This is a genomic window from Tardiphaga robiniae (assembly GCF_013359755.1).
GTDB lineage: Bacteria > Pseudomonadota > Alphaproteobacteria > Rhizobiales > Xanthobacteraceae > Tardiphaga > Tardiphaga robiniae.
In genome coordinates this window covers 1-11,778 of the sequence record NZ_JABMCJ010000058.1, presented here as the reverse complement: position 1 = coordinate 11,778, position 11,778 = coordinate 1, and the positions used below count along the sequence as shown (strand labels likewise).

The window sequence follows — 11,778 nt, the reverse complement described above, 5'->3', positions numbered from 1 at the left end:
GATCCGTCCTGCCCGAAGACAGACGTCACCCCCAAACCGCGTGACGCCGCATCTCCGGCGTCCACCGCATCCCACCCCGCGAACGTGACGATCGCGATCGCCCCTCTCGGTGGGGCAGTACGAGGGGAATATAAACCTTGTAGGGATATTGTCAACGGGAGATAGGAAAATATGTTTGGTGCCTCTGTGCGCCCGACCCACGCTCGTCATTCCGGGGCGCGGCCGGCACTTGCTGGACGCGAACCCGGAATCTCAGCATGTTCAGCGCCAAATACTCTGAGATTCCGGGTTCGCACTACGCGGCTGCGCCGCTTCGTGCGCCCCGGAATGACGAGCTTGGATCGGGATTCTCCACCGCTCCAAGTGGAGTGGCTGAGGTCCACGCTATGCCGGTTTTGCCGGCGACGCGCGCCCTCAGGCAAACCAATTGGTTTGCCGGGGAATGACAGCGTGGTTCAGCTTACAAACTCGCTGCGCTTGTAGCCCTGCGCATACAACAACGCCGTGAGATCGCCGTGATCGATCCGGGCTGCTGCGGCAGCTGCCACCGCAGGCTTGGCGTGATAGGCGACGCCGAGGCCGGCATCCTGGATCATCGCGAGATCGTTTGCGCCGTCGCCGACGGCCATGGTGTCGAGATTGTCGAGATCGAAGGACTCGCGTAGCTCCACGAGTGTGGCGAGTTTCGCGGCCTTGCCGAGGATCGGCTCGGCGACCGTGCCGGTCAGCTTGCCATCCGCGACATGCAACACGTTGGCGCGGTTTTCCTGGAAGCCGACGAGTTCGGCGACCTTGGCTGTGAACAGCGTGAAGCCGCCGGAGACGAGGCAGGTATAGGCGCCATTGGCGCGCATGGTCTGCACCAGTTCGCGGCCGCCCGGCGTCAGCGTGATGCGCTCGGCCAGCACCTCATCGACGACGCCGACTTTCAGGTCTTTCAGGAGCGCCACGCGTTCGCGCAGCGCCGGCTCGAATTCGATCTCGCCGCGCATGGCGCGCTCGGTGATGGCGGCGACATGAGCCTTGAGGCCGGCGAAGTCAGCGAGCTCGTCGATACATTCCTGGCCGATCATGGTGGAATCCATGTCGGCGAGAAACAGCTTCTTGCGGCGGTCGCTGACAGGCTGCACGACAACGTCGATCGGCATATCGCCGCGCGCTGCGCGCAGGCGGTCGCCGAGCGCGAGCATGTTGTGGTCGCTGGCAAACATGATATCTGCGGCGACGCCGTCGCTCAGCCAGTGCGCCTCGGTGTCGCCCGGCAGAAGTGCGCGCAGACCGTCGACCACCGTGCTATCGAGAGCGGGATTGGCGGGATTGCAGATCAGGGTCGCGACGAGAGACATGACGTGAGTTCCAAGCCAGACAACAGAGCGCTGCTTATCGCAGGGCCGACCGCCAGCGGCAAGTCGGCGCTGGCGCTGGCCGTGGCGCGCGCGCAGAACGGCGTGGTCATCAATACCGACAGCATGCAGGTCTATCGCGACCTGCGCGTGCTGACGGCGCGGCCGACGGTCGACGAGGAGGCGCTGGCGCCGCACCGGCTCTATGGCTCGGTCGATGCCGCGGTGAATTTCTCCGCCGGCGCCTGGGTGGAGGAGGCGGCGCGGGTGCTTGCCGAGGTGCGGACGCAAGGCAAACTGCCGATCTTCATCGGCGGCTCCGGACTATACTTCAAGGCGCTGACGCGCGGGCTCTCGGCCGTACCGCCCGTCGCCGCCGAGGTGCGCGACGATGTCCGCGCACGGCTGGAGCGGGACGGGCCAGAGGCGCTGCATGCGCAGCTCGCTTTGGTCGATCCGGTCTCCGCTGCGCGGCTCAATCTGCGCGACCGCACGCGCATCGCCCGCGCGCTTGAAGTGGTGGAGGCGACCGGACGTTCGCTGACCGACTGGCATAGCGAAGGCCTGCCGCCGCTGCTGCCACCGGAGGGCGTGACCGCGCTGTTTCTCGCGCCTGAGCGCGATGAGCTTTATGCGCGGATCGATGCGCGGTTCGCGCGGATGCTGGATGAAGGCGCGCTGGACGAAGTCGCAGCGCTGGCCGCGCGCGGTCTCGATTCGCTGCTGCCGGCGATGAAGGCTCATGGCGTGCCGGCGCTGATCCGGCATATCCGCGGCGAGATCTCGCGCGAGGAGGCCGCGGAGATCGGGCAGGCGGATACGCGCCACTACGCCAAGCGGCAGTTCACGTGGTTTCGGCATCAACTGCCGGAGTTCGCGTGGATGACGGTGGAGGAGGCGGGGACGAGCTTGGCCAGAGCTCTTGTCCGTTGACCCATAGGGTGGTACAATGGCTCATCTGGGAGGCTCTGAATGATCGTCGGGTTTCGCGATGATTGGTTGCGGGCCTTCTTCGTGGACGACGTCCATTCTCGCAACATTCCGGCGGACCTTGAAAGCCGGCTGTTTCGCAAGCTTCAGATGATCGACGATGCGACCACCGATCAGGATCTGCGCGTACCGCCGAGCAATCATTTCGAAAAGCTGCGCGGCAAACTTGGCGGCTTGCACTCGATCCGCGTCAACAACCAATGGCGGCTGATCTTCCGCTGGGACAGCAGCCGCGGCGAAGCGTCGGATCTTTATCTCGACGATCACAGCTATCGATGAGGTGACTCATGCTGATGACCAAACGCAAGCCGGCCACTGTCGGTGAAATCCTGGTCGAGGAATTCATGCAGCCGCTTGGCCTGACACAAGGGACATTGGCAAAGGCGATGGGTGTCCAGCGCAAGCATGTGAACGAGTTGTGCAACGATCGCCGTAACGTGACCGCGGCGACCGCGCTCATTCTCGCGCGCGTCTTCGGCAACAGCCCGGACTTCTGGCTGAACGTGCAGCGCCGCAGCGATTTGTGGGAGGCGATGAACTCGCCGCAGGAAATGGCGCGGATCGAACGTGCAACGCCGCTGGTGAAGGCGGCGTAGGCCTGCAAACCAACACGCCGTCATGGCCGGGCAGAGCGAAGCGAGCTTCGCTAGATGTCCTGGCCATCCACGTTTTCGCTTGCGGCCAAAGGCGTGGATACCCGGCATGCGCCGGGCATGACGGTTGAGGAGGCGGCGCATATCAGCCCGCCCGTTTTTTCCGCTCGCCGAACGCCAAAGACCCGGCTAGGCTCCAAAATCAGCGCGATCACAGCAACTTCCCTTGACATCCCCCGTTTGCTGGCTATGTTCCGCGCAAGTTATGAAAAGTCGGACCGATCCTGTGCGCAACAAAGTTACGAATCTCCTTATTATCGTGGTACCCTGGCGCACCGCCGGGGGTAGCTGACGGCTACCCACGAACCGAGCGGTGTGCACAGGGTCCTGAACGGGCCCTTTTTTATTGTCTGAACTTCAAGCTTTCCGAACCCAGCGACCATCCAGACCAAGCCGCGCCGCAGAGCGCATCCGGAGCGAACCATGAGCGACAGCAAGCCTCACGATCCCAATCAGATGACCGGCGCCGCGATGATCGTGCGCGCGCTTGCTGATCATGGCGTCAAGCACATCTTCGGCTATCCCGGTGGTGCGGTGCTGCCGATCTATGACGAGATCTACCAGCAGTCCGAAGTGGAGCACATTCTGGTCCGCCACGAGCAGGGCGCCGGTCATGCCGCCGAAGGCTATGCGCGCTCGACGGGTTTGCCGGGCGTCGTGCTGGTGACCTCGGGTCCGGGCGCCACCAATATGGTGACGCCGCTGGCCGACGCGCTGATGGATTCGATCCCGCTGGTCTGCATCACCGGACAGGTCCCGACGCATCTCATTGGTAACGACGCGTTCCAGGAATGCGACACCGTCGGCATCACGCGGCCCTGCACCAAGCACAACTGGCTGGTCCGCGACGTCAACGATCTCGCCAAGGTGCTGCATGAAGCCTTCTACGTCGCCACCACCGGCCGTCCGGGCCCGGTCGTCGTCGACGTGCCGAAGGATGTGCAGTTCGCCACCGGCACCTATCATCCGCCGCGCAAGTCGGACGTCCATATCTCCTATTCGCCGCGCGTGAAGGGTGATGCCAATGCGATCCGCAAGGCGGTGTCGCTGCTGGCGGGTGCCAAGAAGCCGATCATCTATTCCGGCGGCGGCGTCATCAATTCGGGTCTCGCGGCATCGAAGCTGCTGCGCGAGCTGGTCGAGGTCACCGGTTTCCCGATCACCTCGACGCTGATGGGCCTCGGCGCCTATCCGGCCTCCGGCCCGAACTGGCTGGGCATGCTGGGCATGCACGGCACTTACGAAGCGAACATGGCGATGCACGACTGTGACGTCATGCTGTGCGTCGGCGCGCGCTTCGACGACCGCATCACCGGACGTACGGACGCGTTCTCGCCGAACTCGAAGAAGATCCATATCGACATCGATCCGTCGTCGATCAACAAGAACATCCGCGTCGATATCCCAATCATCGGCGATTGCGGCAACGTGCTGGGCGACATCCTGCAGGTGTTCAAATCCGAGGCGAAGAAGCCTGACACCAAGGACTGGTGGAAGACCATCGCCACCTGGCGCGCGCGCAATTCGCTGGCCTATAAGACGAATAACGATGTGATCCTGCCGCAATATGCGATCCAGCGGCTGTTCGAGGCGACGCGCGGTCACGACACCTACATCACCACCGAAGTCGGCCAGCATCAGATGTGGGCGGCGCAGTTCTTCGGCTTCGAAGAGCCGCATCGCTGGATGACGTCGGGTGGTCTCGGCACTATGGGCTACGGCCTGCCGGCGGCGCTCGGCGTGCAGGTCGCGCATCCGGATTCGCTGGTCATCGATATCGGTGGCGACGCGTCGGTGCAGATGACGATGCAGGAAATGTCAGCCGCGGTTCAGCACGAACTGCCGATCAAGATCTTCATCCTCAACAATCAGTATATGGGCATGGTGCGCCAGTGGCAGCAGCTGCTGCATGGCAACCGGCTGTCGCATTCGTACTCGGAAGCACTGCCTGATTTCGTCAAGCTGGCGGAAGCCTATGGCGGCGTCGGCTTCCAGTGCAGCAAGCCCGGCGATCTCGACGGCGCGCTGCAGGAGATGATCAAGGTGAAGAAGCCGGTGCTGTTCGACTGCCGCGTTGCCGCGCTGGAAAACTGCTTCCCGATGATCCCGTCCGGCAAGGCGCATAACGAAATGCTGCTGCCGCTGGAAGCCAATGATGAAGCCACCGCCGCGGCCTTCGCCGGCGGCAAGGCGCTGGTGTGATGCAGATAACACAGGCCCTCATCCTGAGGAGCCGCACTCTTGTGCGGCGTCTCGAAGGATGAGTGTCCAAGCTCATGGTTCGAGACGCGCGAAGCCGCGCTCCTCACCATGAGGGATGTAACATCGTGGCGAAAGCCAAACGAGACTTCGACAGGAAACGACAATGGAACAGCCTGCCTCCGCCTATTTCATGGAAGAGCGTCACGATCCCAACGAGACGCATACGCTGACGGTGCTCGTCGCCAATGAGCCCGGCGTGCTCGCGCGCGTCATCGGTCTTTTCTCCGGCCGCGGCTACAACATCGAAAGTCTCACGGTGTCGGAGACCGAGAGCCACAAGCATGTCTCGCGCATCACCATCGTCACCACGGGCACGCCGATGGTGATCACGCAGATCAAGCATCAGCTCGATCGCATGATCCCGGTGCATCGCGTGGTCGACATGACGCTGACCGGCCGCTCCATCGAGCGTGAGCTTGCCATGGTGAAGTTGCGCGGCACCGGCGAGCATCGCGTCGAAGCGTTACGTTTGGCCGAAGCGTTCCGCGCGCGCGTCATCGACGCCACCATCGAGAGCTTCGTGTTCGAGATCACCGGCAATACCGGCAAGATCAACCAGTTTATCGACCTGATGCGGCCGCTTGGCCTCGTCGAGATCTCGCGCACCGGCGTTGCCGCCATCAGCCGCGGACCGGAGGGGATGTAGCCTCCACGCATCGCAGTCATGAAACCTCTCGACATCGCGTTGGCCGTCGCAGTGGCCGTGATCTGGGGCGTCGGCTTCGTGCTGACCCGGATGGCGGTCGACGAAATGTCGTCGACGCTGCTCACCACGCTGCGCTTCGGCATCACGGCACTGCCGTGCCTGTTCCTGCCGAAGCCGAAGCTATCATGGCTGCTGATCGTCGCCACCAGCTGGCTCTTGGTGGCGCAATTCCTGGCGCAGACCTATGGCATGGCGCATGGCGTGCCGGCGGGGTTGACCTCGGTGATCGTGCAGAGCCAGGCGTTGTTCACGGTGGGCGCCGCAGCGCTGTTCCTGCGGGAATTGCCGACCCGGCAGCAGGTCGCGGGTATCGCCATCGCCATGGGCGGACTGCTGATGATCTGCTTCACGGTCGGCTATGACTTCAGCGTGTTTCCTTTCATGGTGCTGATGACCGCGCCGGTGAGCTTTGCGTTCTCCAATCTGCTGCTGCGGCGCGCGCAGGGCGTGCCGATGCTCGACCTGTTCGCCTGGATCAGTCTTGTCGCGCTGCTGCCGCTGCTGGTGGTGCTGTTCGGTGTCGATGGCGCGAGCACGACGTGGCAGTCGCTCACGCATGTCTCGCTGAAGGCCTTCGCCTGCGTGCTGTTCCTCGCGCTGGTCGGCACCACGCTGGGCTACTGGATCTGGGGCCGGCTGCTGCGTGACTATTCCGCGGCGCAGGTCGTGCCATTCGCGCTGCTGGTGCCCTTCATCGGGGCGGCTGCGTCGAGCGTCACGTTCGGCGAGCAGTTTGGATCACTGCGGCTCGCCGGTATGATCGTCGTCGTCTGCGGCATCGCCGTGATGCTGCTGTCGAAGCGCCCACCCACGCTTGTCGAGGTGGTCTGAGGTCATGTCGCAGCAACTCTTGTTCGCCTTCATCGTGTTCGCCATCGTGATGTTCTTCACGCCAGGCCCGAACAACATCATGCTGCTCGCGTCGGGGCTTAATTTTGGCTTTCGTCGTACGCTGCCGCATGTCTTCGGCGTCACCGTCGGCTTTGCTTTCATGGTCGCCGTCACGGGCCTCGGATTGGGGGCGGTCTTCACCTCCTATCCGGTGCTGCACACCGTCCTGAAATATGCCGGCGCGGCGTATCTCGTCTATCTCGCCTTTGCGATCGGGATGTCCGGTCCGCCGAGCCCCGGTGACGCCGAGCGGCGCCGGCCGATGACGTTTTTCGGCGCAGCGCTGTTTCAATGGGTCAACGTCAAGGGCTGGGTGATGGTGATCGGCACCATCACCGCCTATGCGGCGATTGCGAACTATCCCTGGAACATCCTGCTGCAGGTCGCCCTGTCGCTGCTGCTCGGGTTCGTCTCCTGCGTCACTTGGGTGCTGTGCGGCACCTCGCTGCAATCGCTGGTAAAATCGCCTGGCGCGGTCCGGGCGTTCAATATCGTCATGGGGCTGCTGCTGCTGGCCTCCCTGTATCCGGTGCTGGTCGAGCTATGAGCCCGACGCGCAGCGTAAAATCACCGCCGCGGGCTTGTCTCGCGGCACCCGTCGCCCTAGAAACCGGCGGCAATTCATGGTCTTCGGCCATTCGGCTTGAGACCGGTTCGAACGGGCAGCTTTGAAATATAGTTGCTGAAGAGAGGAAATACCCATGCGAGTTTATTACGATCGCGACGCCGACCTGAACCTGATCAAGGGCAAGAAGGTCTGCATCGTCGGCTATGGCAGCCAGGGCCATGCCCATGCGCTGAACCTCAAGGACTCTGGCGTCAAGGACGTGGTCATTGCGCTGCGCAAGGGCTCGGCCACCGCGAAGAAGGCGGAAGCCGCCGGCTTCAAGGTGATGGAAGTCGCCGAGGCCGCCAAGTGGGCCGACCTGATGATGATGCTCACCCCCGACGAATTGCAGGGCGACATCTATCGCGACCACATGCATGACAACATGAAGAAGGGCGCAGCGCTCGTCTTCGCGCACGGCCTCAACGTGCACTTCAACCTGCTTGATCCGCGTGAAGATCTCGACGTGCTGATGATCGCACCGAAGGGTCCAGGCCACACCGTGCGTTCGGAATATCAGCGCGGCGGCGGCGTGCCCTGCCTGATCGCGGTTCACAAGGACGTTTCGGGCAACGCCCATGACCTCGGCCTGAGCTACGCTTCGGCAGTGGGTGGTGGCCGCGCCGGCATCATCGAGACCTCGTTCAAGGAAGAGTGCGAAACCGATCTGTTCGGCGAACAGGCCGTTCTCTGCGGCGGCACCGTCGAATTGATCCGCGCCGGCTTCGAGACGCTGGTGGAAGCCGGCTACGCGCCGGAAATGGCTTACTTCGAGTGCCTGCACGAACTGAAGCTGATCGTCGACCTGATCTATGAAGGCGGCATCGCCAACATGAATTACTCGATCTCCAACACCGCCGAATACGGCGAATACGTCACCGGCCCGCGCATCGTCACCTCGGAGACCAAGGCCGAGATGAAGCGCGTGCTGACCGACATTCAGTCCGGCAAGTTCGCCCGCGACTGGATGCTGGAAAACAAGGTCAACCAGGCCTCGTTCAAGGCGACCCGTCAGCGCAACAACGCGCATCCGATCGAGGAAGTGGGCGCCAAGCTCCGCGACATGATGCCGTGGATCAAGGAAAAGGCGCTGGTCGACAAGACCAAGAACTAAGCGCCTTTCAAATCGCAGCTACCAACGGGACCGCGGCAACGCGGTCCCGTTTTAGTTTGCAGGCACTGATATGCGCGCCTGGCGCCGTTTCAGCACCGCCGCAGCGATCCTGAGCGCCATCACCACAATCAACGGCATCAGGAACCAGACATAGTTCGGCATCTGCGGAATGCGCATGCCGAAGCTCACCATGAACTGGAACCAGAGATAATAGATGCCGGTCGTATGCAGGATGCGCCATGCGCGCGGGCCGATGGCGGCCGCCGAGCGGTCGAATGACGTTGCCGCCATCGCGATGATGAAGGCGTAGCCAATGCCGCCGAAGATGTAGGAGGCGGGCGTCGTTGCTGCTGCATAGTCAGCGGGCGCCATCACGGCGAAGCAGACGATGGCGACGGCGTGGATGGCGTGAGATGCCGCAAAAGTGAGCCCAAGATAGCGGCGGTTGCGCCGCAGCCAGCGCGTACCGGATGTCGGCCAGAGCAGGGCGAGCGCGGATGCTGCGAAAGCGAGGCAGAAGAACAGCAACGAGCTGCGCGCGGTGAAGCGGATCACCATCCTGATGCCATCGACCTCGAAGCCGCGCATGCCGGCGATCCAGACGCTGAGCGCGATCAGTACAAGCGTCAGTATGGCGAGCAGCCGCCAGCCTTCGAACCAGTTGCGACGATCCAGTGTCATGACGTTCCCCCGTATTGCCATATGTAATCACTAGTTACATTCGGGGCAGGCGATCCAGTCAATTGTGTAATCAGTGATTACATTCACGATACGGTGATGCTATGCTGGCGCATGTCCAAGTTCGCAAAGCCGCCGTCCAGATCGGCATCGAAGCTGCCTGCGCGAAAACGAGCCGCCCGGCCATCGGTCGTGCCACGTGCCGCGAAGGGGCGAACGGCAACATCGCCGAAGACCTATCATCACGGCGATCTGCGCCGTGTGCTGATTGCGGCAGCGCTTGAACTGGCCGAGGAAGGTGGCGCGGATGCCGTCAGCGTGCGCGAGGCCGCGCGGCGCGCCGGCGTATCGCCGGGAGCGCCGTTCCGGCACTTCCCCAGCCGCAATGACCTTATGAGCGCGGTGGCGGAAGAGGCACAGCGCCGCTTTCGAGTCTCGATCGCCGCGGCCATCGCCGGCACGTCCGCCGACGATCCGCTGGCGCGGTTTCGCGCCTTTGGCATGGCCTATATGCGCTGGGCGATGACAAACCCGGCGCATTTCGAAGTGATCTCGAGCGGCAAGTATTTTTCCCACGACCAGTCGGAAGCGTTACGCGAGGACAATGATGAGCTGATCGCCATGACCGAGCAATTGCTAATGGATGCCCTGGCGCAGGGACAACTGCGCTCCTCCGATCTGCGCGTGATAAAGATTGCCGGCCGTGCCTTGGTCTATGGGTTTGCCCGCATGAAGATCGACGGGCATTTTCCACGCTGGGGTGTCGCGGATGCCGAGGCGGATCAGATGGCAGAGGCGATCATCACGCTGTTCGTTGATGGAATCGCAAGGCCTGTCTGAACAGCGATTCCGTTCGAATATGCATCAAGCCTGCGCGGCTTGCTGTCGCAGATAGACAAGAGCGCGCCGATCGTCAAAAACCAATGAGGCGGCGATCCGCAATTCTCGTTGTGACCGCGGCGATGCGGTCTCGTTCTCGGCCAAATTCACGTGCCATCACATCTCAGGTGCTTTTCATGCGATCCATCGTCATCACCGGCGTCTCCACGGGCATCGGCCACGCCACGGCGAAGCTTCTGCTCGCGCGCGGCTTTCGCGTGTTCGGTAGCGTGCGCAGGCAGGCCGATGCCGAGCGGTTGCAAGCCGAGTTCGGCGCGAATTTCATCCCGCTCCTGTTTGACGTCTCGGATGAGGCCGCTGTGTTGGCCGCCGCTGCGCAGGTTCGCGCCGCGCTGAATGGCGAGACGCTTGCAGGCCTCGTCAACAATGCCGGCGTGGCCGTGCCGGGCGCACTGCTCGACCTGTCGGTCGACGAGTTTCGCCGGCAGATCGAGATCAATGTGATGGGCCCGGTGATCGTCACCAAGGCCTTCGCGCCGCTGCTTGGCGCCGATCCGGCGATGACGGGCACGCCCGGGCGCATCGTGATGATGAGTTCGGTGTCTGGCCAGTTCGGCAATCCGCTGCTGTCGCCCTATAGCGCGTCAAAATTCGCACTGGAGGGGCTGGCCGAGAGCCTGCGGCGCGAATTCATGCTGTTCGGTATCGACGTGCTGGTGATCGCGCCGGGCGCCGTGCGCACGCCGATCTGGGACAAGGCCGAGGCGATCGATATGGCGCGCTTCGATGCGTCGCCGTTTTTGCCGGCGTTAACGAAGCTGCGCGAGATGCTGATGAAGCTGGCGAAGAACGGGCTGCCACCGGAGCGGATCGGCGAGCTGGTCTACCGGGCACTGACCGCATCCCGGCCGAAGCTGCGCGTGGTGGCGTCGCCGCAGCCGGTGCAGACGTGGATCGCTGGTTGGCTGCCGCGACGCTGGCTGGACGTGATCATGGCGAAGCAGTTGGGGCTGCGGCCCAAATAGCGGGGCCATTTGTAGTCTCGACAGGGCCGCTAAAATTGGCTAACTGGTACTACCAGATTGGTAGGGTCAGCCATGCTCGCTACGGTCAGCACCGAAACCTCCGACGCCGTTCGGAAAACGCTCGAATTCGTCCGGCATCACCGGCTCGCGAAGGGCGACCGGCTGCCGTCGGAGCGGGATCTGTCGGAGCGGTTCGGGGTGACGCGCGGCTCGGTCCGCGAGGCGCTGGCGGTGCTCGATGCCATGCGCATCACCGAGCGGAAGCCCAAATCAGGGATCTATCTGCGCAACGCGCTGGAAGACAGCGGGCTCGATGCGCTGGTGCTGCAGGCGGATTTGGGCGTGACCTTCGATACGCAGGTGACGCGCGATGCGGTCGAAGCGCGGATCATCTGCGAGGAGCAGGCGTTCCGGCTGGCCTGCCAGCGCCGGACCGATGCCGATCTCGCAAAGCTGCACGGACTGCTGGATACCTATGCGGTGCTGGCCACCAACGGCTGCAACATGGCCGACGAGGACGTCGAGTTTCATCTTGCGGTGGCGGGCGCCAGCCAGAACCGCATTCTCGTGCGCACGATTACGCCCCTGATGCTGATGAGCACGCGCGGGCGTCGCCGTTACTTCGAATCCGCGGCGTTGCGCCAGCGCTCGCTCGACGATCACCGCGCT

Annotated in this window: 13 protein-coding genes; 11 read left to right on the top strand and 2 right to left on the bottom strand. The window is 63.1% G+C overall.

The window, feature by feature from the left end; genetic code table 11:
- Positions 1-455: 455 nt before the first annotated feature.
- Positions 456-1,346: a phosphoserine phosphatase SerB gene (gene serB / locus HP556_RS01190; protein WP_175365603.1), complete on the bottom strand. Its 891-nt coding sequence runs from the start codon at positions 1,344-1,346 to the stop codon at positions 456-458.
- Positions 1,347-1,349: 3 nt separating this feature from the next.
- Here serB and miaA point away from each other — a divergent pair, with 3 nt between their 5' ends.
- From miaA to ilvC, 8 genes are all read left to right on the top strand, one after another.
- Complete coding sequence (gene miaA / locus HP556_RS01185) at positions 1,350-2,276, top strand: tRNA (adenosine(37)-N6)-dimethylallyltransferase MiaA (protein ID WP_175365602.1); 927 nt, start codon at positions 1,350-1,352, stop codon at positions 2,274-2,276.
- A 39-nt stretch (positions 2,277-2,315) separates the two neighbouring features.
- Positions 2,316-2,612 carry a type II toxin-antitoxin system RelE/ParE family toxin gene (locus HP556_RS01180; RefSeq protein WP_175365601.1) on the top strand — a complete coding sequence of 99 codons (297 nt, stop codon included), beginning with the start codon at positions 2,316-2,318 and terminating at the stop codon, positions 2,610-2,612.
- An 8-nt stretch (positions 2,613-2,620) separates the two neighbouring features.
- Complete coding sequence (locus tag HP556_RS01175; protein WP_175365600.1) at positions 2,621-2,929, top strand: HigA family addiction module antitoxin; 309 nt, start codon at positions 2,621-2,623, stop codon at positions 2,927-2,929.
- A 480-nt stretch (positions 2,930-3,409) separates the two neighbouring features.
- Positions 3,410-5,188, top strand: coding sequence for an acetolactate synthase 3 large subunit (locus HP556_RS01170; RefSeq protein ID WP_175365599.1), 1,779 nt, complete (start codon positions 3,410-3,412; stop codon positions 5,186-5,188).
- A gap of 163 nt (positions 5,189-5,351) precedes the next feature.
- Positions 5,352-5,894 carry an acetolactate synthase small subunit gene (gene ilvN / locus HP556_RS01165; RefSeq protein ID WP_068738461.1) on the top strand — a complete coding sequence of 181 codons (543 nt, stop codon included), beginning with the start codon at positions 5,352-5,354 and terminating at the stop codon, positions 5,892-5,894.
- An 18-nt stretch (positions 5,895-5,912) separates the two neighbouring features.
- Positions 5,913-6,785, top strand: coding sequence for an EamA family transporter (locus HP556_RS01160; protein WP_175365598.1), 873 nt, complete (start codon positions 5,913-5,915; stop codon positions 6,783-6,785).
- A 4-nt stretch (positions 6,786-6,789) separates the two neighbouring features.
- Complete coding sequence (locus HP556_RS01155; RefSeq protein ID WP_175365597.1) at positions 6,790-7,392, top strand: LysE family translocator; 603 nt, start codon at positions 6,790-6,792, stop codon at positions 7,390-7,392.
- Positions 7,393-7,546: 154 nt separating this feature from the next.
- Complete coding sequence (gene ilvC, locus HP556_RS01150) at positions 7,547-8,566, top strand: ketol-acid reductoisomerase (protein WP_089267877.1); 1,020 nt, start codon at positions 7,547-7,549, stop codon at positions 8,564-8,566.
- A gap of 51 nt (positions 8,567-8,617) precedes the next feature.
- Here ilvC and HP556_RS01145 read toward each other — a convergent pair whose 3' ends face one another.
- Positions 8,618-9,247, bottom strand: a complete 630-nt coding sequence (locus HP556_RS01145) for a ferric reductase-like transmembrane domain-containing protein (protein WP_175365596.1) — start codon at positions 9,245-9,247, stop codon at positions 8,618-8,620.
- Between the two features lie 111 nt (positions 9,248-9,358).
- On the opposite strand from HP556_RS01145, the gene HP556_RS01140 reads away from it, so the two are divergent.
- The 3 genes from HP556_RS01140 to HP556_RS01130 all read left to right on the top strand — a co-directional run.
- Positions 9,359-10,084 (top strand): TetR/AcrR family transcriptional regulator, encoded by a 726-nt coding sequence (locus HP556_RS01140; RefSeq protein WP_175365595.1) that lies wholly within the window; start codon positions 9,359-9,361, stop codon positions 10,082-10,084.
- A gap of 176 nt (positions 10,085-10,260) precedes the next feature.
- A complete protein-coding gene (locus HP556_RS01135) occupies positions 10,261-11,109 on the top strand; it encodes an SDR family NAD(P)-dependent oxidoreductase (RefSeq protein ID WP_175365594.1) in 849 nt (282 codons plus the stop codon).
- Between the two features lie 72 nt (positions 11,110-11,181).
- A partial coding sequence (locus HP556_RS01130) for a FadR/GntR family transcriptional regulator (protein ID WP_175365593.1) occupies positions 11,182-11,778 on the top strand: 597 nt, incomplete at its 3' end.